The 21228-nt window shown below is 67.5% G+C and carries 18 protein-coding genes and 3 rRNA genes; 5 read left to right on the forward strand and 16 right to left on the reverse strand.

Going from position 1 to position 21228, the window contains the following annotated elements; genetic code table 11:
- Positions 1-111 precede the first annotated feature (111 nt).
- Genes A4E84_RS08965 through A4E84_RS08975 form a run of 3 tightly spaced genes read right to left on the reverse strand, consistent with a single transcriptional unit; the run spans position 112 to position 2112 of the window.
- Entirely contained in the window at positions 112-1017 is a 906-nt protein-coding gene (locus A4E84_RS08965) for an NAD kinase (protein WP_031112347.1), read from the reverse strand.
- On the reverse strand, positions 1014-1829 hold the full coding sequence (locus tag A4E84_RS08970) for a TlyA family RNA methyltransferase (RefSeq protein ID WP_062926030.1): 816 nt from the start codon (positions 1827-1829) through the stop codon (positions 1014-1016). Before A4E84_RS08970 ends, A4E84_RS08965 begins: the two co-directional genes overlap by 4 nt.
- Before the next feature lie 7 nt (positions 1830-1836).
- Complete coding sequence (locus A4E84_RS08975) at positions 1837-2112, reverse strand: hypothetical protein (protein WP_062926031.1); 276 nt, start codon at positions 2110-2112, stop codon at positions 1837-1839.
- 42 nt (positions 2113-2154) lie between these two features.
- Between A4E84_RS08975 and A4E84_RS08980 the strand changes: the two genes are divergently transcribed.
- Positions 2155-2502, forward strand: a complete 348-nt coding sequence (locus A4E84_RS08980) for a hypothetical protein (protein ID WP_062926032.1) — start codon at positions 2155-2157, stop codon at positions 2500-2502.
- Here the strand turns inward: A4E84_RS08980 and A4E84_RS08985 are convergent.
- From A4E84_RS08985 to A4E84_RS09000, 4 genes are all read right to left on the reverse strand, one after another.
- Positions 2486-3370, reverse strand: coding sequence for an ABC transporter ATP-binding protein (locus A4E84_RS08985; RefSeq protein WP_062926033.1), 885 nt, complete (start codon positions 3368-3370; stop codon positions 2486-2488). The genes A4E84_RS08980 and A4E84_RS08985 overlap by 17 nt on opposite strands.
- Entirely contained in the window at positions 3367-4407 is a 1041-nt protein-coding gene (locus A4E84_RS08990) for a FecCD family ABC transporter permease (protein ID WP_062926034.1), read from the reverse strand. Before A4E84_RS08990 ends, A4E84_RS08985 begins: the two co-directional genes overlap by 4 nt.
- On the reverse strand, positions 4404-5447 hold the full coding sequence (locus A4E84_RS08995; protein WP_062926035.1) for a FecCD family ABC transporter permease: 1044 nt from the start codon (positions 5445-5447) through the stop codon (positions 4404-4406). Before A4E84_RS08995 ends, A4E84_RS08990 begins: the two co-directional genes overlap by 4 nt.
- An 88-nt stretch (positions 5448-5535) precedes the next feature.
- Positions 5536-6567 (reverse strand): HAD hydrolase-like protein, encoded by a 1032-nt coding sequence (locus A4E84_RS09000; protein WP_062926036.1) that lies wholly within the window; start codon positions 6565-6567, stop codon positions 5536-5538.
- A 72-nt stretch (positions 6568-6639) separates the two neighbouring features.
- On the opposite strand from A4E84_RS09000, the gene A4E84_RS09005 reads away from it, so the two are divergent.
- The gene (locus A4E84_RS09005; protein ID WP_062926037.1) at positions 6640-7932 is read left to right on the forward strand and encodes a DUF1015 domain-containing protein; all 1293 of its coding nucleotides are present in this window, start codon (positions 6640-6642) and stop codon (positions 7930-7932) included.
- A gap of 84 nt (positions 7933-8016) precedes the next feature.
- Here the strand turns inward: A4E84_RS09005 and A4E84_RS43905 are convergent, their stop codons facing one another.
- From A4E84_RS43905 to A4E84_RS09040, 6 genes are all read right to left on the reverse strand, one after another.
- A complete protein-coding gene (locus tag A4E84_RS43905) occupies positions 8017-8802 on the reverse strand; it encodes a tetratricopeptide repeat protein (protein ID WP_213084233.1) in 786 nt (261 codons plus the stop codon).
- On the reverse strand, positions 8694-9941 hold the full coding sequence (locus A4E84_RS43910; RefSeq protein ID WP_062926038.1) for a hypothetical protein: 1248 nt from the start codon (positions 9939-9941) through the stop codon (positions 8694-8696). Before A4E84_RS43910 ends, A4E84_RS43905 begins: the two co-directional genes overlap by 109 nt.
- Before the next feature lie 225 nt (positions 9942-10166).
- Positions 10167-10283, reverse strand: a 5S ribosomal RNA gene (gene rrf, locus A4E84_RS09020).
- 105 nt (positions 10284-10388) lie between these two features.
- Positions 10389-13508: ribosomal RNA gene (locus A4E84_RS09025) — 23S ribosomal RNA — on the reverse strand.
- A 308-nt stretch (positions 13509-13816) separates the two neighbouring features.
- Positions 13817-15342: ribosomal RNA gene (locus A4E84_RS09030) — 16S ribosomal RNA — on the reverse strand.
- Together the 16S, 23S and 5S rRNA genes form the textbook arrangement of a ribosomal RNA operon.
- 527 nt (positions 15343-15869) lie before the next feature.
- Positions 15870-16511: a DNA-3-methyladenine glycosylase gene (locus A4E84_RS09040; protein ID WP_062926040.1), complete on the reverse strand. Its 642-nt coding sequence runs from the start codon at positions 16509-16511 to the stop codon at positions 15870-15872.
- A gap of 144 nt (positions 16512-16655) precedes the next feature.
- On the opposite strand from A4E84_RS09040, the gene A4E84_RS09045 reads away from it, so the two are divergent.
- From A4E84_RS09045 to A4E84_RS09055, 3 genes are all read left to right on the forward strand, one after another.
- Positions 16656-17438, forward strand: coding sequence for a sporulation protein (locus A4E84_RS09045; protein WP_062926041.1), 783 nt, complete (start codon positions 16656-16658; stop codon positions 17436-17438).
- 40 nt (positions 17439-17478) lie between these two features.
- Entirely contained in the window at positions 17479-18018 is a 540-nt protein-coding gene (locus tag A4E84_RS09050; RefSeq protein WP_062926042.1) for a YbhB/YbcL family Raf kinase inhibitor-like protein, read from the forward strand.
- A gap of 209 nt (positions 18019-18227) precedes the next feature.
- Entirely contained in the window at positions 18228-18734 is a 507-nt protein-coding gene (locus A4E84_RS09055) for an HNH endonuclease (RefSeq protein WP_033310994.1), read from the forward strand.
- Between the two features lie 57 nt (positions 18735-18791).
- Here A4E84_RS09055 and A4E84_RS09060 read toward each other — a convergent pair whose 3' ends face one another.
- The 3 genes from A4E84_RS09060 to A4E84_RS09070 form a co-directional block, all read right to left on the reverse strand.
- Positions 18792-19751: an SPFH domain-containing protein gene (locus A4E84_RS09060; RefSeq protein WP_062926043.1), complete on the reverse strand. Its 960-nt coding sequence runs from the start codon at positions 19749-19751 to the stop codon at positions 18792-18794.
- A 132-nt stretch (positions 19752-19883) separates the two neighbouring features.
- A complete protein-coding gene (locus A4E84_RS09065; RefSeq protein ID WP_062926044.1) occupies positions 19884-20315 on the reverse strand; it encodes an NfeD family protein in 432 nt (143 codons plus the stop codon).
- 95 nt (positions 20316-20410) lie between these two features.
- Entirely contained in the window at positions 20411-21208 is a 798-nt protein-coding gene (locus A4E84_RS09070; RefSeq protein WP_033310988.1) for an ABC transporter ATP-binding protein, read from the reverse strand.
- Positions 21209-21228 lie beyond the last annotated feature (20 nt).

The raw sequence follows: 21228 nt of genomic DNA on the forward strand, positions 1-21228 counted from the left end.
TCCGGGCTCAGGGGCGCGGGGCCGTATCAATGTGCGGCTCCGCCGCGTGGGCGCGAACAACCACAATCCACCCGCACCCGCCGACGCGCCGCGACCACCCCCCACGGCCCGCTAGTGAGGAGCCCCCCGCCACCCGGAAACAGGCAGCGCGAACTTGGCCACCAGCCGGTCCGTGAACGACGCGTGATGCAGCCGGGCCAGCCGAACCGGCACCGCCCCCCGCCGCACCTCGACCCTCGCCCCCGGCGGCAGCTCCACGGTCCGCCGCCCGTCACACCACAGCACACCCGGCGGAATGTGGGGCAGAACCTCCACAGCCAACACAGAATCCGGCGATGTCACGAGCGGCTTCGCGAACAGCGCGTGCGCGGAGATCGGCACCATCAGCAGCGCCTCGACCTCCGGCCACACCACCGGCCCGCCCGCGGAGAACGCGTACGCCGTCGACCCCGTGGGCGTCGCACACACGATCCCGTCGCAGCCGAACCCCGTCACCGGCCGCCCGTCGATCTCCAGGACGATCTCCAGCATCCGCTCGGCGGACACCTTCTGCACGGCCGCCTCGTTCAGCGCCCAGTCCGTGTGCACGATGTCCCCGTTGCGGTGCACGACGACGTCGACGGTCATCCGCTCCTCGACCTCGTACGCCTTGGTCACCACCCGGTCGACGACCTTGTCGAGGTCGTCCCGCTCGGCCTCCGCGAGGAACCCGACGCGCCCGAGGTTGACGCCCAGCATCGGCACACCCGACGCCCGGGCGAACTCGGCACCGCGCAGCAGCGTGCCGTCGCCGCCCAGCACGATGAGCAGCTCACAGCCGTCGAGGCACTGCGGAGTGGCCTCCTTGACCAGCTCCACCTCGGCCGGCAGCGGCAGGTCACGCGCCTCGGCCTCCAGGACGCGCACGCCCAGACCGGAGCGCAGCAGCCCCTTCACCACGAGCTCGGCACTGCGCACGGCGGCGGGCCGCCCCGTGTGGGCGAGCAGGAAAACAGTACGAGCTCGGTTCTCGGTCAACACGGCCCCTCCGCCACTGCACGGTCTGCCTCGGCCGGGTCCAGTTCCGGTGCCCCGGACCGCAGCCACAGAAAGTATTCGACATTCCCCGACGGCCCGGGCAGCGGACTGGCCGTCACGCCCTTCACCCCGAGCCCCCGCCCCCAGGCCTTCTCGGCCACCCCCCGCACCGCCTCGGCCCGCAGCTGGGTGCTGCGTACCACTCCCCCGCTCCCGAGGCGCTCCTTCCCGACCTCGAACTGCGGCTTGACCATCATCACCAGGTCGGCGTCCGGCTTCACGCACCGCGTCAGAGCGGGCAGGACCAGCCCGAGCGGGATGAAGGACAGATCCCCCACAACAAGATCCACTGGCTCCCCATCGATCGCTTCAAGCGTCAACTCGCGTACGTTCGTACGGTCCTTGACGGTGACGCGTTCATCCTTCTGCAGGGACCACGCGAGTTGTCCGTATCCGACGTCCACGGCGACGACGTGCGCGGCGCCCGCCCGCAGCAGGACATCGGTGAAACCGCCGGTGGAGGCGCCCGCGTCGAGCGCCCTGCGCCCCTCCACGGCCAGCCCCTGCGGACCGAACACGGCGAGCGCCCCGGCCAGCTTGTGGCCGCCGCGCGAGACGTAGTCGGGGTCGCTGTCGTCCTCGGCCACCACGATCGCGGCCGCGGTCTCCACCTGCGTGGCGGGTTTGGTCGCGACGGTCTTGCCGACGGAGACCCGCCCCGCGGCGATCAGCTGCGCGGCGTGCTCGCGCGAGCGCGCGAGCTTCCGGCGGACCAGCTCCGCATCCAGACGGCGTCGTGCGACTCCTGCCACGTTCGGTTCAGCTCCTGTGCTCGTACGGCCGCGGGGGCGCCGGAGGTCCCGGGCGGGCGTCGAGCGCGGTGAGCGCGTCGCGCAGCCCCCGGTGTACATCCTCGTACACCTCGAGATGCCCGTCCGTGGCGAGGTGGTCCGCGTCGCCGAGCCGGCCCAGGGCCGCGTCCACCCCGGCGTCACCGGTCGGCGTGCGGGGCACGTTCAGGGGGGCCGGGGCGGCGGGGTCGGGCGCCGGCTCGTCCTCCGCCGCCCGCGGGGTCTCGGGAGCTGCGTCGTCCATGCCCCGACGCTACCGCGAACCGCTGCGGTACCGTCGACCGCGATGGCCACGATCGAGGAGTGCCGCAGCGCACTCGACAAGCTCTCGGACACCATGCAGCGCGCCGAAGGGGACGTCCGCGACGCCGCGGCCCTGGACCGCTCGGTGAGCTGCCACATCACGGACCTCGACGTCACCTTCGCCGGCCGGATGCGCGGTGGGCGGATCGAGGTGCACGACACCGTGCCAGGGCCGCCGCCCGGCAAGGCCGAGATCAGACTCGCCATGACCGGCGACGACCTGGTCGCGCTGGTCGGCGGCGAGCTGAGCTTCGCCAAGGCCTGGGGATCGGGCCGTGTGAAGCTGCACGCGGGCGTGCGGGACCTGCTCCAGCTCAGGAAGCTCCTGTAGCCGCGACCTTCCCGCCCGTGTGCCCGGCGCGGGCCTTGCGGGCCGCCGGGACGACCAGCGGTGTGCCCGTCTCCGGGTCGTCGATGACCTGGCAGCGCAGCCCGAAGACCTCCTCGACCAGTCCGGCCGTGACGATGTCCTTCGGCGCGCCCTCGGCGATGACCCGGCCCTCGCGCAGGGCGATGAGGTGGGTGGCGTAGCGGGCGGCGTGGTTCAGGTCGTGCAGCACGGCGACGAGCGTGCGCCCCTGCTCCTCGTGCAGCTCCGCGCACAGGTCCAGTACGTCGATCTGGTGCTGGATGTCCAGGTACGTCGTCGGCTCGTCCAAGAGGAGCAGCGGCGTCTGCTGGGCGAGCGCCATGGCGATCCACACGCGCTGGCGCTGGCCGCCCGAGAGTTCGTCGACGTAGCGGTCGCCGAGTTCGGCCACGCCGGTCTGCCGCATGGACTCCTGGACGACCCGCTCGTCGTCCGCGGACCACTGGCGCAGGATGCCCTGGTGCGGGTAGCGGCCGCGGCCGACGAGGTCGGCGACCGTGATGCCGTCGGGCGCGATGGACGACTGGGGCAGCAGACCGAGGGTCCGCGCGACCTTCTTCGCGGGCATCGACTGGATGACCTGCCCGTCGAGCAGCACCCGGCCCTCGCTCGGCTTGAGCATCCGCGACAGCGCCCGCAGCAGCGTCGACTTGCCGCACGCGTTGGGGCCCACGATCACGGTGAAGGAGTTGTCGGGTATCTCCACCGACAACTGCTCCGCGATGACCCGTTGGTCGTAGGCGAGGGTGACGTTCTCGGCGGACAGACGATTCACGGTGCTCCCTTGGTGGTTCAGTCCGCTGGTGCTCTTCTCCGTCCCGGTGCTCATATCCGGCCCGCCCTGCGCTCGCTGACCAGCAGCCACAGCAGGTAGACCCCGCCGAGCACACCGGTGACCACGCCCACGGGCAGCTGCTCGGCGCCGAACGCCCGCTGTGAGACCCAGTCGGCGACGACCAGCAGGGCGGCGCCCATGCACAGCGAGGGCAGCAGGTTCGGCCCGGGCGAGCGGGTCAGGCGCCGGGCCAGCTGCGGCGCGGTGAGCGCGACGAAGCTGACGGGACCGGCCGCGGCGGTGGCGGACGCGGTGAGCAGCACGGCCGCCACCATGAGCAGCAGCCGTACGCGCTCGACCCGCACCCCGAGGGCGTACGACACGTCGTCACCCATCTCCATCATCCGCAGCCCGCGCGCGTTGACGAGGACGAGCGGCACCAGTACGGCGGTCAGCGCGAGCAGCGGCCACACCTGGTCCCAGTCCCGGCCGTCGAGGGACCCGGTCATCCACACGACCGCGCGGGCCGCGTCCACGATGTCTGACTTGGTGAGCAGGTAGCCGTTGACCGCCGTGACGATCGCGGAGACGCCGATACCGACCAGGACCAGCCGGTAGCCGTGCACCCCCCGCTTCCAGGCGAGCACATAGATGGCGAGCCCGGTCGCCAGGCCGCCCACCAGCGCCCCGGCCGCGACCTCGTTGGCGCTCCCGGAGCCCAGCACGATCACCACGAGCGCGCCGGCCGTCGCCCCCTGCCCGAGACCCAGCACGTCCGGACTGCCCAGCGGATTGCGGGAGATGGCCTGGAACAGGGCCCCGCCGAGTCCGAGCGAGGCGCCGACCAGCAGCCCGACCAGGACCCGCGGCAGCCGCAGCTCGTTGACGATGAACTCCTGGCCCGGGTTGCCCTCGCCTGCCAGCGTCCGCAGCACGTCGGCGGCCGGGATCGGGAAGTCGCCGGTACCGATGAGCACGACGCCCGCCACGAGCGCCGCGACGATCAGCAGGAGCACGACGGTGACGGCCCGCACGTCCAGGCGCAACGAGAGCCCGCCCGGGGTCCGCACGGCACGGTTGGTGGTCTTCACAGCTGCGCCGTCCTCCGCCGTCGTACGAGAAAGATGAACACCGGGCCGCCGAGGATCGCGGTGACGATGCCCACCTGGAGCTCCGAGGGCCGGGCCACGATCCGGCCGATGACATCGGCCCCGAGCAGCAGCACGGGCGACAGGATCGCCGCGTACGGCAGGATCCAGCGCAGGTCGGGCCCGGTGAAGGAACGCACCACATGCGGCACCATCAGCCCGACGAACACGATCGGCCCGCACGCGGCGGTCGCGGCCCCGCACAGCACGGTCGCGGCCAGCATCGACAGCGCCCGCGTCCGGTTGAGGTCGGCGCCGAGGGCCTTGGCGGTGTCGTCGCCCATGGCCATCGCGTTGAGCGGCCGGGCGAGCGCCAGCGCCAGGACCGTACCGGTCAGCAGGAACGGCAGGACCTGCGTGATGGTCGAGTCGGTCGCCGAGGACAGCGAACCGACCGTCCAGAAGCGCATCTTGCCGAGCGCCGCCTCGTCCATGATCATCACGGCCTGGAGGTAGCCGTACAGCGCGGCGCTGATGGCCGTGCCGGCGAGCGCGAGCCGCACCGGCGTCGCACCCCGGCTGCCGCCGAGGAACCACACCAGCGCCCCGACCGCGGCAGCGCCGAAGAACGCGAACCACACGTAGCCGCTGAGCGAGGTGACCCCGAAGTACGTGATGGCCGTGACGACCGCTGCGGAGGCACCGGCATTGATGCCGAGCAGACCGGGGTCGGCCAGCGGGTTGCGCGTGAGCGCTTGCAGGACCGCCCCGGCCAGGCCGAGCGCGGCGCCCGCGAGCAGCCCGAGCACGGTCCGCGACAGCCGCTCCGCCACGACGACGTCCCCATAGGTCCCCGAGTCCTCGAACAGGCCGTGCCAGACCTGACCGAGGGACAGCTCTTTCGCACCGATCGCGATACTCGCCAGCGCGACGAGCACCAGGATCGCGACGGCCAGGAGCAGACCGAAGGCTCGCACCGCCCGTCGGGTCGGGGGCGCGGGGGCGGTCTCCGCGCGCTGTTCAGGGGGACTCTCGACCAACACGCAGGTTAGGTTAGCCTACCCTCGCATTCGGGCAAGATTCGGATGCCCCGCCCCGCCCGGGGCACCCGGCCCGGGCGCTGACAGACGCTCAGATGCCAAGCCGCGCCAGCGCCTTCCCCCCGTCCAGCTCGCAGCCACCCTCACCGGCCGCCGTCCACGCCGCGGCACACAACGCGCGCAGCCCGTCCAGAGCCTCACCCTCCCCGTCGAGCTCCAGCCGGTCCGCACCGGCCGTCGCCGTCCAGCCACCGCACCGGAACCCGCCCTCGCCCGCTTCGGCGACCTCCGGCTGTGGGCCGAGCATCCCGCGCAGATCTGCGTCCACATACGTCGGCCGGTGCTGCACAGGCGCGGCCAGGAGCTGCGCGCCGTCGGTGACTCCGGTCAGGACCAGCAGCGAGTCCACGTCCCCGTTGAACGCACCCTCGATGTCCGTGTCCAGCCGGTCCCCCACCACCAGCGGCCGCTGCGCGCCGGTCCGCAGGATCGTCTCCCGGTGCATCGGCGGCAGCGGCTTGCCCGCCACCTGCGGCTCGGCACCCGTGGCGATCCGGACGACCTCGACCGCGGCGCCGTTGCCCGGCGCGATCCCCCGCCCGCTCGGAATGGTCAGGTCGGTGTTGGACGCGAACCACGGCACACCCCGGGCGACCGCGTAGGACGCCTCGGCGAACCGGCCCCACGGCAGATCGGGCCCGCCGAACCCCTGCACCACCGCAGCCGGATCGTCGTCCGCCGACTCCACGGGCACCAGCCCGCGCTCGCGCAGCGCGACCCGCAACCCCTCACCACCGATCACCAGCACCCGGGCGCCCTGCGGCACCTGCTCACTGATCAGCCGCGCTACCGCCTGCGCCGAGGTGATGACGTCCTCCGCGCCCGTCGGTATCCCCAGCTCCGTCAGATGCCCGGCCACGGTGTCCGGCGTCCGCAGCGCGTTGTTCGTGACGTACGCGAGCCGCATACCACCCTCCCGGGCCCGGGCCAGCGACTCGACGGCGTGCGCGATCGCGCTCCCACCCGCGTACACGACACCGTCCAGATCGAGCAGCGCCGTGTCGTACGCCTCGCTCAGGGCCTGCCCACTGCCCTCGGGCCTCGTCCTGACGCTCCGGCTCATCCCGCATCGCTCCTCGTTCGACGGCTTTCCCCCGATCATCCCCCATGCCACTGACACCCGTACGATGCCGGGATGAATACAGCAGGTCACTCGGAGGCAACGGCGCACCGAGGCCTGGAACTCACCCCGTTCCGAGGCCTTCGTTACGACCCCGACCGGGTCGGCAGCCTTGCCGCCGTCACATCTCCGCCGTACGACGTCGTGGTACGCCCCGACGGCCTGCACCACCTCGAGGCGGCCGACCCGCACAACATCGTCCGGCTGATCCTCCCCCAGGCCGCCACGCCCAGCGCCCGCAACGAACAGGCCGCCGACACCCTGCGCCGCTGGCTGTCCGAGGGCGTCCTGACCACCGACCCGGAACCGGGGCTCTACGTCTACGAGCAGCGCGACGGCGACGGCATGCTGCAGCGCGGCATCATCGGCGCCCTGCGCGTGTCCGACCCCGCCGAGCAGGTGGTGCTGCCGCACGAGGACGTCATGCCGCACATCGTCGCCGACCGCGCCGCCCTCATGCGCGCCACCTCGGCCAACCTCGAACCCCTCCTGCTCACCTACCGGGGGGACGACGCGACGGCCGCCACGGCCGACCTGATCGAGCGCACCGTCGAACAGTCTCCGCTCCTCGCCACCACCACGGAGGACGGCTTCCACCACCGCCTGTGGTCGGTCACCTCTCCCGAGGACCTGACCGCGATCCAGACCGGCCTCGGCCGACACCAGGCCCTCATCGCCGACGGCCACCACCGCTGGGCGACCTACCGCCGCCTCCGCGCCGAGCACCCCTCGCCCAGCCCTTGGGACCACGGCTTGGTCCTCCTCGTCGACACGGCCCGCTATCCCCTCCGGGTGCGCGCCATCCACCGTCTCCTGCACGACCTGCCGGTCGGCGACGCCGTGGCCGCCCTGGAGGGCCACTTCCGCGTACGCCGCCTCGAAGTCCCGCTGCCCGAGGCCCTGGACACGCTGGCCGACGCGGCCTGCACCGGCAACGCGTTCCTGCTGGCCGGCGACGGCGCCTTCCACCTCGTCGACCATCCGGACCCCGACCTGCTGACCCGCACGATCCCCGCCGACCGCCCCGAGGCCTGGCGCACCCTGGACGCGACGGTCCTGCACGCCACGCTCCTGGAGCACGTGTGGCGCATCTCCGAGGACTCCCCCGCCCACGTCGCCTACATCCACGACACGGCGGCCACGGTGGAGAAGGCGGAACGCGACGGCGGAACGGCCGTTCTGATGCACCCGGTCCGCGAGGAGGTCGTCCGCGAACTGGCCCGCCAGGGCGTGACGATGCCCCGCAAGTCGACGTCGTTCGGCCCGAAACCGGCGACGGGCCTGGTGCTGCGGGCGCTGGACCTCTGACGGGGCGCGAAGCCGGAGACGACATGACGAAGGGGCGGGGCCCCGGGCCTCACGGCCGGGATCCCGCCCCTCCTTCGACGGACGTCAGTCCTTGTCGTCCTGGTCGTCGTCCGTGTCCTCGTCCTTGTCCTCGTCTTCGTCCTTGCTCGCCTCGGACGAAGCCGGAGCCTGGACCTCGTCGTCCGCGTCCTCGGCCATGGCGTCGACGAATTCCACGCCGTCCAGCTCGGCAAGCCGGTCCGAGGCGTCGGTGCTGCCGTCGCGGTCGGCCTCGACGGCCTTCGCGAACCACTCCCGCGCCTCGCTCTCCCGCCCGGCGGCGAGCAGTGCGTCGGCGTAGGCGTACCGCAGTCGCGCGGTCCACGGCTGCACGGAGTTCGCGGCCAGCTCCGGGCTCTGCAGCGTCACGATGGCCGCGTCCAGCTGCCCCAGGTCCCGCCGCGCGCCAGCAGCGACGAGCCGCATCTCGACCTGCCCCGCCTTGTCGAGCTTGTGCACCTCGGGCGCCCCGGCCATGTCCAGCGCCTTCTCCGGCCGCCCGAGCCCTCGCTCGCAGTCGGCCATGACGGGCCACAGGTCGATGTTCCCGGTCATCCGCTTGGCGGCCCGGAACTCGGCCAGCGCCTCGCCGTACTTCTGGTTGGCGTAGGCGGCGAACCCGGCGGCCTCCCGCACGGCGGCGACACGCGAGGCCAGCCGCAGCGCCACCCTGGAGTAGCCGTACGCACCCTCGGGGTCCTCGTCGAGGAGCCGCGCGACCATCACCAGGTTCCTGGCGACATCCTCCGCGAGCGTCTTGGGCAGGCTCTGCAGCTCCTGCCGCACGTCCTTGTCGATCTCGTCGCCGGTGACGTCCTCGGGGATCGGCAGCCGCTTGATGGGCTCCCTGTCGCGCTCCCGGTCCTCACGGAACCGGCCGGGGCCACGCCGGTCGTCCCGGCCGCGGAAGCCGCCCCGGTCACCGTCCCGCCGGTCACCGTCACGCCGAAAGGCCGGACGGTCGCCACGGTCGTCCCGACGGGGCCCGCGCCCGCCGCGGTCGTCACGGCCGCGGAAGCCACCGCGGTCGTCCCCACGGCGGTCGTCACGACGGTCATCACGGCGGACCTCGCCGCGGTCGCTGCGGGGGCCGTCCTCGCGTCGGAATCCGGGGCGTCCTCCTCGGCCGGCGTCGTCGCGCCGGAAGCCGCCACGCTCCCCGCGGTCGTCCCCGCGACGCTCGTCCCGGCGCTCGTCACGGCCACGGAAACCACCGCGGTCGTCACGCCGGAAGCCGCGGTCACCGTCCCTGGGGCGGTCTCGATCGCCACCACGGAACCCACGGTCCCGGTCGTCACCGCGGAAGCCACGGTCCCGGTTGTCGTCGCGGAAGCCACGGTCCCGGTTGTCGTCGCGACGGAAACCGCCACGGTCCCGATCGTCGCGACGGGGGAACCCACCACGGTCGCCCTCGCGCCGCTCGCCACGCCGGTCGTCGCGTCGGTCATCACGCCTGTCGTCCCGACGGTCATCACGCCTGTCGTCCCGTCGGTCATCACGCCTGTCGTCGCGCCGGAAGGCGGGGCGGTCACCACGGTCGTCCCGACGGAACCCGCCACGGTCGCGGTCGTCCCTGCGCGGTCCACGGTCACGGTCGTCACGCCGGCCGTACCCACCGCCACGGTTGTCGTCACGCCGGAACCCGCCGCGGTCCCGGTCGTCGCGGCGCTCACCACGGTCGTCCCGGTCGTCGCGCCGGAAGGCGGGGCGGTCACCACGGTCGTCCCGACGGAACCCGCCACGGTCGCGGTCGTCCCTGCGCGGTCCGCGATCGCGGTCGTCACGCCGGCCAACCCCGCCACCACGGTTGTCGTCACGCCGGCCAACCCCGCCACCACGGTTGTCGTCACGCCGGAAGCCTCCACGGTCCCCACGATCGGGACGGTCACCACGGTCGTCCCGACGGAACCCGCCACGGTCGTTGCCGCCTCGGTCGCTGTCGCGGCGGAAGCCTCCACGGTCTCCGCCACGGCCCCCGCGCTGACCGCCGCGGTCGTTCCGGTCGCTCCGGTCCCCCTCCCGTCGCTGCTGGTCGCGCTCCGGTCGGTCGTCGGGAGAGTTGGTGGACATGGTGACTCCTGTCTTCGGTACCGCAAGTCATTCTCGCGCAGCCGGGTGCCCAGCGCGCACTGCAAAAACAAAAAGGACCCTTGGTCCCAGCTGAACGCTGGGACCAAGGGTCCTTTCCAAAGATTGTTCGGCGGCGTCCTACTCTCCCACAGGGTCCCCCCTGCAGTACCATCGGCGCTGTAAGGCTTAGCTTCCGGGTTCGGAATGTAACCGGGCGTTTCCCCTACGCTATAACCACCGAAACCCTAATGGTTTCGAGCGAACAAGCACACTCTTCTATTGTCTGTTCTGCTCAAAGCCGACAACTGTTCGTTGTCTCAGAACTAACACAGTGGACGCGAGCAACTGAGGACAAGCCCTCGGCCTATTAGTACCGGTCAACTCCACACGTTACCGTGCTTCCATATCCGGCCTATCAACCCAGTCGTCTACTGGGAGCCTTACCCTCTCAAGGAGGTGGGAATACTCATCTCGAAGCAGGCTTCCCGCTTAGATGCTTTCAGCGGTTATCCCTCCCGAACGTAGCCAACCAGCCATGCCCTTGGCAGGACAACTGGCACACCAGAGGTTCGTCCGTCCCGGTCCTCTCGTACTAGGGACAGCCCTTCTCAATATTCCTACGCGCACAGCGGATAGGGACCGAACTGTCTCACGACGTTCTAAACCCAGCTCGCGTACCGCTTTAATGGGCGAACAGCCCAACCCTTGGGACCGACTCCAGCCCCAGGATGCGACGAGCCGACATCGAGGTGCCAAACCATCCCGTCGATATGGACTCTTGGGGAAGATCAGCCTGTTATCCCCGGGGTACCTTTTATCCGTTGAGCGACGGCGCTTCCACAAGCCACCGCCGGATCACTAGTCCCGACTTTCGTCCCTGCTCGACCCGTCGGTCTCACAGTCAAGCTCCCTTGTGCACTTACACTCAACACCTGATTGCCAACCAGGCTGAGGGAACCTTTGGGCGCCTCCGTTACTCTTTAGGAGGCAACCGCCCCAGTTAAACTACCCATCAGACACTGTCCCTGATCCGGATCACGGACCCAGGTTAGACATCCAGCACGACCAGACTGGTATTTCAACGACGACTCCCCCTGAACTGGCGTCCAGAGTTCACAGTCTCCCAGCTATCCTACACAAGCCGAACCGAACACCAATATCAAACTGTAGTAAAGGTCCCGGGGTCTTTCCGTCCTGCTGCGCGAAACGAGCATCTTTACTCGTAGTGCAATTTCACCGGGCCTATGGTTGAGACAGTCGAGAAGTCGTTACGCCATTCGTGCAGGTCGGAACTTACCCGACAAGGAATTTCGCTACCTTAGGATGGTTATAGTTACCACCGCCGTTTACTGGCGCTTAAGTTCTCAGCTTCGCCCAGACGAATCTGAGCTAACCGGTCCCCTTAACGTTCCAGCACCGGGCAGGCGTCAGTCCGTATACATCGCCTTACGGCTTCGCACGGACCTGTGTTTTTAGTAAACAGTCGCTTCTCGCTGGTCTCTGCGGCCACCCCCAGCTCACCGTGTAAAACGGATCACCAGACGTGGCCCCCCTTCTCCCGAAGTTACGGGGGCATTTTGCCGAGTTCCTTAACCATAGTTCACCCGAACGCCTCGGTATTCTCTACCTGACCACCTGAGTCGGTTTAGGGTACGGGCCGCCATGAAACTCGCTAGAGGCTTTTCTCGACAGCATAGGATCATCCACTTCACCACAATCGGCTCGGCATCAGGTCTCAGCCTCATGTGATCCGGATTTACCTGGATCACGGCCTACACCCTTACCCCGGGACAACCACCGCCCGGGATGGACTACCTTCCTGCGTCACCCCATCACTCACCTACTAACCGCTTGGTTCAGCGGCTCCACCACTTTCCTTTCCCCGAAGGGTCCGGAACGGCTTCACGGCCTTAGCATCACGATGCTCGATGTTTGACGCTTCACAGCGGGTACCGGAATATCAACCGGTTATCCATCGACTACGCCTGTCGGCCTCGCCTTAGGTCCCGACTTACCCTGGGCAGATCAGCTTGACCCAGGAACCCTTAGTCAATCGGCGCACACGTTTCTCACGTGTGTATCGCTACTCATGCCTGCATTCTCACTCGTGAACCGTCCACAACTACCTTCCGGTGCTGCTTCACCCGGCACACGACGCTCCCCTACCCATCCACACAGGCGTTGGCCCTATTGTGTGAATGACACGACTTCGGCGGTACGCTTGAGCCCCGCTACATTGTCGGCGCGGAATCACTAGACCAGTGAGCTATTACGCACTCTTTCAAGGGTGGCTGCTTCTAAGCCAACCTCCTGGTTGTCTCTGCGACTCCACATCCTTTCCCACTTAGCGTACGCTTAGGGGCCTTAGTCGATGCTCTGGGCTGTTTCCCTCTCGACCATGGAGCTTATCCCCCACAGTCTCACTGCCGCGCTCTCACTTACCGGCATTCGGAGTTTGGCTAAGGTCAGTAACCCGGTAGGGCCCATCGCCTATCCAGTGCTCTACCTCCGGCAAGAAACACACGACGCTGCACCTAAATGCATTTCGGGGAGAACCAGCTATCACGGAGTTTGATTGGCCTTTCACCCCTAACCACAGGTCATCCCCCAGGTTTTCAACCCTGGTGGGTTCGGTCCTCCACGAAGTCTTACCTCCGCTTCAACCTGCCCATGGCTAGATCACTCCGCTTCGGGTCTTGAGCGTGCTACTGAAACGCCCTATTCGGACTCGCTTTCGCTACGGCTTCCCCACACGGGTTAACCTCGCAACACACCGCAAACTCGCAGGCTCATTCTTCAAAAGGCACGCAGTCACGAGAACAAGGCAAGCCTTGTTCCGACGCTCCCACGGCTTGTAGGCACACGGTTTCAGGTACTATTTCACTCCGCTCCCGCGGTACTTTTCACCATTCCCTCACGGTACTATCCGCTATCGGTCACCAGGGAATATTTAGGCTTAGCGGGTGGTCCCGCCAGATTCACACGGGATTTCTCGGGCCCCGTGCTACTTGGGTGTCTCTCAAACGAGCCGCTGATGTTTCGACTACGGGGGTCTTACCCTCTACGCCGGACCTTTCGCATGTCCTTCGCCTACATCAACGGTTTCTGACTCGTCCTGTTGCCGGCAGACAACAGAAGAGAGATCCCACAACCCCGCATACGCAACCCCTGCCGGGTCTCACACGTATACGGTTTAGCCTCATCCGGTTTCGCTCGCCACTACTCCCGGAATCACGGTTGTTTTCTCTTCCTGCGGGTACTGAGATGTTTCACTTCCCCGCGTTCCCTCCACACTGCCTATGTGTTCAGCAGCGGGTGACAGCCCATGACGACTGCCGGGTTTCCCCATTCGGAAACCCCCGGATCAAAGCCTGGTTGACGACTCCCCGGGGACTATCGTGGCCTCCCACGTCCTTCATCGGTTCCTGGTGCCAAGGCATCCACCGTGCGCCCTTAAAAACTTGGCCACAGATGCTCGCGTCCACTGTGCAGTTCTCAAACAACGACCAGCCACCCATCACCCCGCCCTCACAGGCGAGTTCACTGGGGCTGGCGACTGAGGAAGTTCATTCCCTCAGACACCCAACAGCGTGCCCGGCCAAGTCCCGTCCGGAGATCGTGCGTTCCACGCTCTTGCGAGCAGTACTAGCAGCCTCCGACCCGAGGTCCTGACCGAATAGTCAACGTTCCACCCATGAGCAACCAGCATCAGACATTCGCCGATGTACTGGCCTCTGACCTCACCCCGAAGGGATCGGTAAGAAGTGCTCCTTAGAAAGGAGGTGATCCAGCCGCACCTTCCGGTACGGCTACCTTGTTACGACTTCGTCCCAATCGCCAGTCCCACCTTCGACAGCTCCCTCCCACAAGGGGTTGGGCCACCGGCTTCGGGTGTTACCGACTTTCGTGACGTGACGGGCGGTGTGTACAAGGCCCGGGAACGTATTCACCGCAGCAATGCTGATCTGCGATTACTAGCAACTCCGACTTCATGGGGTCGAGTTGCAGACCCCAATCCGAACTGAGACCGGCTTTTTGAGATTCGCTCCACCTCGCGGTATCGCAGCTCATTGTACCGGCCATTGTAGCACGTGTGCAGCCCAAGACATAAGGGGCATGATGACTTGACGTCGTCCCCACCTTCCTCCGAGTTGACCCCGGCGGTCTCCTGTGAGTCCCCATCACCCCGAAGGGCATGCTGGCAACACAGAACAAGGGTTGCGCTCGTTGCGGGACTTAACCCAACATCTCACGACACGAGCTGACGACAGCCATGCACCACCTGTACACCGACCACAAGGGGGCGCCTGTCTCCAGACGTTTCCGGTGTATGTCAAGCCTTGGTAAGGTTCTTCGCGTTGCGTCGAATTAAGCCACATGCTCCGCTGCTTGTGCGGGCCCCCGTCAATTCCTTTGAGTTTTAGCCTTGCGGCCGTACTCCCCAGGCGGGGAACTTAATGCGTTAGCTGCGGCACCGACGACGTGGAATGTCGCCAACACCTAGTTCCCACCGTTTACGGCGTGGACTACCAGGGTATCTAATCCTGTTCGCTCCCCACGCTTTCGCTCCTCAGCGTCAGTAATGGCCCAGAGATCCGCCTTCGCCACCGGTGTTCCTCCTGATATCTGCGCATTTCACCGCTACACCAGGAATTCCGATCTCCCCTACCACACTCTAGCTAGCCCGTATCGAATGCAGACCCGGGGTTAAGCCCCGGGCTTTCACACCCGACGTGACAAGCCGCCTACGAGCTCTTTACGCCCAATAATTCCGGACAACGCTCGCGCCCTACGTATTACCGCGGCTGCTGGCACGTAGTTAGCCGGCGCTTCTTCTGCAGGTACCGTCACTTTCGCTTCTTCCCTGCTGAAAGAGGTTTACAACCCGAAGGCCGTCATCCCTCACGCGGCGTCGCTGCATCAGGCTTTCGCCCATTGTGCAATATTCCCCACTGCTGCCTCCCGTAGGAGTCTGGGCCGTGTCTCAGTCCCAGTGTGGCCGGTCGCCCTCTCAGGCCGGCTACCCGTCGTCGCCTTGGTGAGCCATTACCTCACCAACAAGCTGATAGGCCGCGGGCTCATCCTTCACCGCCGGAGCTTTTAACCTCCACCCAGGAGGATGGAAGTGTTATCCGGTATTAGACCCCGTTTCCAGGGCTTGTCCCAGAGTGAAGGGCAGATTGCCCACGTGTTACTCACCCGTTCGCCACTAATCCCCACCGAAGTGGTTCATCGTTCGACTTGCATGTGTTAAGCACGCCGCCAGCGTTCGTCCTGAGCCAGGATCAAACTCTCCGTGAATGTTTTCCCGTAATCGGGATGAACACCACGAGAGCGGAACAGTCAGGCGGAATAGGCCCGACCGTTCACAGCGTCCTCGCTGTGTTTTCTTCAAAGGAACCTCGCCCCAGCCGTTATGGCCGGAGACGGGGTATCAACATATCTGGCGTTGACTTTTGGCACGCTGTTGAGTTCTCAAGGAACGGTCGCTTCCTTTGTACTCACCCTCTCGGGCTTTCCTCCGGGCGCTTCCCTTCGGTCTTGCGTTTCCGACTCTATCAGATCCTTTTCGATCCGATTCCCTGTCGGCGGGATTTGCCGTTCGGCCTGGGCTTTCGCCTGTCGGCCTTTCGACATTCACTACGTTAGCCGATTCTCCGTCCAACTCATAATCGAGTCTGTCGGCGCCGAATTCAGGCATGCGGGCACGCCGAATTCGCCCCTGCTGAGGGGAGTCGCTAGGTAGTGGTTTGGCCGCTTCCGGCTGTAGGCGATTGCCTTACCCGGTTCAGCGGCTCGGACTACATTACGCATCCGGGCAGGGCGCGTCAACTTCGGCGGCGCCTCGGGGCATGGGCTCGATAGGGGCTCACCGTCGGGTCGTTGGCGACCCAGAAGCGCCAGGGGTGCACGGCTCCGTCGCCGCCCACGCCGGTGCGGGGGCCGTTGAGTACCTGGTCGGAGGGCACGGAAGTGCCCGTCAGCATGCGGAGCGGGGTGTCCTGAGAGGTGCACGCGTCCGTGCCGTCGAGGGAGCGGTCCACGTTGAGGGCCGTGGCCAGGCGGGCCGGGCCTTTGGCCAGTTCCTTGTCGTTGCGGGCCGAGAGTCGACGGGTCCGGGCCAGTTCGGCGCCCTCGATGATCTCGCCGGCCCGGAGCAGGACCGCGCTCGCCTTTCCCTCGGGGCCGCAGACCAGGTTCATGCAGAACCACATGCCGTAGGTGAAGTAGACGTACACGTGACCGGGCGGACCGAACATCACGTCGTTGCGGGCCGTACGGCCGCGATAGGCGTGGGAGCCGGGGTCGTCGGCACCGTCGTAGGCCTCGACCTCGGTGATGCGGAGGGCGATCGGACCGTCCGGGGTGCTGCGTACCAGGATGCGGCCCAGGAGGTCGGGGGCGACATCGAGGACGGGCCGGTCGAAGAACTCCCTGGACAGGGGCGTACGGTCGGGGGTCGCGATCATGCCGTCCGAGGGTACTGGAGACGCGTGGTGTCGCGGGGTGGCCGTCGGGCACCGGCCTTGTAAGGGTGGGGCATGGAACCGGCCACGGCCGGATCGCGTTTGTAAGGATCAAGGATCCACCCGTAGTGGGCGAGAGGGAGAGACATGGCGTTCAAGAAGCTGCTCGCGAGCCTGGGGGCCGGCGGGGCTTCGGTCGAGACGGTGCTGCACGAGGTCAACGTCGTCCCGGGCGGTGTCGTCCAGGGTGAGGTGCGAATCCAGGGCGGGTCCGTCAACCAGCAGATCGAGGGGCTCTCGGTCGGGCTGCAGGCCAAGGTCGAGGTGGAGAGCGGCGACCAGGAGTACAAGCAGGACATCGAGTTCACGAAGTCGCGGCTGGGCGGGGCGTTCGAGCTGCAGGCGAACGCCGTGCACGCGGTGCAGTTCGGTCTCGAGATCCCGTGGGAGACGCCGATCACGATGATCGACGGGCAGGCGCTCCGCGGGATGAACATCGGGGTGTCCACCGAGCTGGAGATCGCGCGTGCGGCGGACTCCGGTGACCTGGACCCGGTCAACGTGCACCCGCTGCCGGCGCAGAAGGCGATCCTCGACGCGTTCGTCCAGCTGGGCTTCCGGTTCAAGAACGCGGACATGGAGCGCGGTGTCATCCGGGGTACGCGGCAGAAGCTGCCGTTCTACCAGGAGATCGAGTTCTACCCGCCGCAGCAGTACCGGGGGCTGAACCAGATCGAGCTGAGCTTCGTGGCCGACCAGCACACGATGGACGTGGTGCTGGAGATGGACAAGAAGCCGGGGCTGTTCAGCGAGGGCAGCGACACCTTCCGGTCGTTCCAGGTGGGTCTGAACGACTACCAGGGGACCGACTGGACCGCCTATCTCAACCAGTGGCTGTCCGAGGTCGGCAGCAAGCGCAACTGGTTCTAGGCTCGGGGGCGACTGCAAGAAACGATCAGGAGGTACCGAGGTGACCGAGCTCAAGCGGCGGCCGCTCCCCCACGACTTCCATCCGCCCGTTGCGTCGTTCACGGTGACGAGCGCGGACATCGAGGAAGGTGCGACGCTCAAGGACGCTCAGGTCCAGGCGGCGGGCAACACCTCGCCGCAGCTGCGGTGGGAGGGCTTCCCGCCCGAGACCAAGAGCTTTGCCGTGACCTGCTACGACCCCGACGCTCCGACGGGCAGCGGGTTCTGGCACTGGGTGCTGTTCGACATCCCGGCGTCGGTGACCGAGCTGCCGGCCGGTGCGGGCAGCGGCAAGTTCGAGGGTCTGCCGGAGGGCGCGATCCACGCTCGTAACGACTACGGCGGCAAGGAGTTCGGCGGGGCCGCGCCGCCGCCCGGGGACGGGCCGCACCGGTATGTGTTCACGGTGTACGCCGTGGATGAGGCGAATCTCGGTCCGGACGCGGACGCGTCGCCTGCCGTCGTCGGCTTCAACCTCAGGTTCCACACGATCGGGCGGGCCCAGCTGATCGGTGAGTACGAGGTGCCCGCCGAGGGCTGAGGAAGCCGTCTGCGATCCCGGCGTTCACGGAACGTTTGCCCGCTCCTGGTCTTGGAATTGATCAGGAGCGGGCATTTTTGTTGCCGGGGGTCGCGGGGGTCACCTCCCGTAGGAGCAGCAGATATTGCGTTGTCCATCTCGGCGTGCCCGGCCAGAGTTGATCCCAGCCCGCCAGGGGGTGGGCCGGTGCACACGGGAGGTGGGCTGGTATGCGGGACACGCTGGTACTGAACGCGAGCTTCGAGCCGCTGTCGACGGTGACGTTGAACCGAGCCGTCGTTCTGGTGCTTCAGGACAAGGCCGTCGTCGAGCAGGCCCACCCCGAACTGCGGATGCGGGGAGCCGCGGTCGACATACCGGCGCCCCGCGTGATCAGGCTCTGCCAGTACGTACGGGTGCCGTTCCGAAGACGAGCGCCGTGGTCGAGGCGGGGTGTGCTGATCAGGGACCGGAACCGGTGCGCGTACTGCGGGAGGCGGGCGACGACCGTGGACCACGTGGTGCCACGGTCGCAGGGGGGTCAGGACACGTGGCTGAACACGGTGGCCTCGTGCGCGCAGGACAATCACCGTAAGGCGAACCGGACTCCGGAGGAGGCGGGGATGCCGCTGCTGCGGCAGCCGTTCGAGCCGACTCCGGCGGACGCGATGCTGCTGGCGCTGGGGCAGGACGACTTCGACGCGCTGCCGGAGTGGCTGGCACAGCCCGCGGCCTAGAGCTGTCACACGGAGGGCCCGCTTCCCCGGGGAAGCGGGCCCTCCGTGTGTGCCGGGTCAGTCGATGGGCGGCTTCTCGCGGCGCTCCTGGGCGGGGACGCCGGCTTGGGGCGCGCCTGAGTTGCCGCCGGAACCGCCGCCGAGGCCGCCGAAGTTGCCCATGGCGCCGGACAGACCCTTGAGGGCGTCGCCGATCTCGCTGGGGACGATCCAGAGCTTGTTGGCGTCGCCTTCGGCGATCTTGGGGAGCATCTGGAGGTACTGGTAGGAGAGGAGCTTCTGGTCCGGGTCGCCGGCGTGGATGGCCTCGAAGACCGTGCGGACGGCCTGGGCCTCGCCCTCGGCGCGCAGGGCGGCGGCTTTGGCCTCACCTTCGGCGCGCAGGATCTGGGACTGCTTCTCACCTTCGGCGCGCAGGATCTCCGACTGCCGGACACCTTCGGCCTGGAGGATGGCGGCGCGCTTGTCGCGGTCGGCGCGCATCTGCTTCTCCATCGAGTCCTGGATGGAGGTGGGCGGTTCGATCGCCTTGAGCTCGACGCGGTTGACGCGGATGCCCCACTTGCCGGTGGCCTCGTCGAGGACGCCGCGCAGGGCCGCGTTGATCTCCTCGCGGGAGGTGAGGGTCCGCTCCAGGTCCATGCCGCCGATGATGTTGCGGAGGGTGGTGACGGTGAGCTGCTCGATCGCCTGGATGTAGCTGGCGACTTCGTAGGTGGCGGCCCGCGCGTCGGTCACCTGGTAGTAGATGACGGTGTCGATGTTGACGACCAGGTTGTCCTGGGTGATCACTGGCTGCGGCGGGAAGGGGACGACCTGTTCACGCAGGTCGATGCGGTTGCGGATGGTGTCGATGAACGGGACGACGATGTTGAGGCCCGCGTTGAGTGTCCGCGTGTAGCGCCCGAAGCGCTCGACGATGGCCGCGCTGGCCTGTGGGATGACTTGGATCGTCTTGATCAGGGCGATGAAGACCAACACCACCAGAATGATCAGGACGATGATGACCGGTTCCATCGTCGTTCCCCGTGTCCCTTCTCCGCTTCGGCGCCTTCGGCAGATCTTATGGTTGTCGAAGATCTTGCTGGTCGAGTCTGACAGACCGTCGCGTACCTGGCGAGGAGTTCACTCCAGTTACGTCCTGCGAGGTCACATGACGATCGCCGTGGCTCCCTCGATGTCCACGACATCCACTTCCTCGCCTGATTCGTAAACGCGGTCGGTGTCGAGGGCGCGGGCCGACCAGACCTCTCCGGCCAGCTTGATCCGGCCTCCGGAGGCGTCGACGCGTTCCAGGACGACGGCTCGTCTGCCCTTCAACGCCTCCACGCCGGAGGCGAATTGGGGTCGTTGAGCACGGTGCCGGTTCGCGATGGGCCGGACGACGGCGATGCCCGCGGCCGAGATGACGGCGAAGACCACGACCTGGGCGACGGCTCCGCCGCCGAAGACGCCGGTGACCACCGCCGCGGCGATGGCGCCCACCGCCAGCATGCCGAGTTCGGGCATCGCGGTGACCACGAGCGCGATGCCGAGCGCTGCCGCGCCGATCAGCCACCACAGCCATGCGTCGATTTCCACATGGTCATGGTAGGTCCGAGGACCCTGTCGCCGACAGGGCGCCCGTGGTGTGAAATCCCGTTCTCACCCTGGGATTTGGGAGGCGGCGGTCAGGATCAGGAGAGCGGGAGGCCCTGCGCGGTCCAGCGCTCGCCCGACTGTTCGACGACGAGCGGGAGGCCGAAGCAGAGGGAGAGGTTGCGGGAGGTCAGCTCCAGCTCCAGCGGGCCGGCGGCGAGGACCTTGCCCTGGCGGATCATGAGGACGTGGGTGAAGCCCGGGGGGATCTCCTCGACGTGGTGGGTGACCATGAGCATCGAGGGGGCGATCGGGTCGAGGGCGAGGCGGCCGAGGCGGCGGACGAGGTCCTCGCGGCCGCCGAGGTCGAGGCCGGCGGCGGGCTCGTCGAGGAGGAGGAGCTCGGGGTCGGTCATCAGGGCGCGGGCGATCAGGGTGCGCTTGCGCTCGCCTTCGGAGAGCGTGCCGAACCTGCGGTCCAGGTACTCGCTCATGCCGAGGCGGTCGAGGAAGGCGCGGGCGCGCTGCTCGTCGATGTCCTCGTAGTCCTCGTGCCAGGTGGCGGTCATGCCGTACGCGGCGGTCAGGACCGTCTCCAGGACCGTCTGGCGCTTGGGGAGCTTCTCGGTCATGGCGATGCCGGCCATTCCGATGCGGGGGCGCAGCTCGAAGACGTCGGTGCCGGGCCGGCCGAGGGTCTCGCCGAGGATGGCGGTGGTGCCCGAGCTGGGGAAGAGGTAGGTGGAAGCGAGGTTGAGGAGGGTGGTCTTGCCGGCGCCGTTCGGGCCGAGGATGACCCAGCGCTCGCCCTCCTTGACCGACCAGGAGACCTGGTCCACCAGAGCCCGGCCCTCACGGACCACGGATACGTCCTGAAGCTCCAGAACATCGCTCATGAGCGCGTTGTCTCCCCTTG

This window comes from Streptomyces qaidamensis (assembly GCF_001611795.1).
GTDB lineage: Bacteria > Actinomycetota > Actinomycetes > Streptomycetales > Streptomycetaceae > Streptomyces > Streptomyces qaidamensis.

Bases quoted from the DNA above. Each gene is read 5' to 3' on its own strand.
- A4E84_RS08975 (WP_062926031.1), bottom strand. From the start codon at position 2,112: ATGGACGACGCAGCTCCCGAGACCCCGCGGGCGGCGGAGGACGAGCCG.
- A4E84_RS08980 (WP_062926032.1), top strand. From the start codon at position 2,155: ATGGCCACGATCGAGGAGTGCCGCAGCGCACTCGACAAGCTCTCGGAC.
- A4E84_RS08985 (WP_062926033.1), bottom strand. From the start codon at position 3,370: ATGAGCACCGGGACGGAGAAGAGCACCAGCGGACTGAACCACCAAGGG.
- A4E84_RS09000 (WP_062926036.1), bottom strand. From the start codon at position 6,567: ATGAGCCGGAGCGTCAGGACGAGGCCCGAGGGCAGTGGGCAGGCCCTG.
- A4E84_RS09005 (WP_062926037.1), top strand. From the start codon at position 6,640: ATGAATACAGCAGGTCACTCGGAGGCAACGGCGCACCGAGGCCTGGAA.
- A4E84_RS09040 (WP_062926040.1), bottom strand. From the start codon at position 16,511: ATGATCGCGACCCCCGACCGTACGCCCCTGTCCAGGGAGTTCTTCGAC.
- A4E84_RS09045 (WP_062926041.1), top strand. From the start codon at position 16,656: ATGGCGTTCAAGAAGCTGCTCGCGAGCCTGGGGGCCGGCGGGGCTTCG.
- A4E84_RS09055 (WP_033310994.1), top strand. From the start codon at position 18,228: ATGCGGGACACGCTGGTACTGAACGCGAGCTTCGAGCCGCTGTCGACG.
- A4E84_RS09060 (WP_062926043.1), bottom strand. From the start codon at position 19,751: ATGGAACCGGTCATCATCGTCCTGATCATTCTGGTGGTGTTGGTCTTC.
- A4E84_RS09070 (WP_033310988.1), bottom strand. From the start codon at position 21,208: ATGAGCGATGTTCTGGAGCTTCAGGACGTATCCGTGGTCCGTGAGGGC.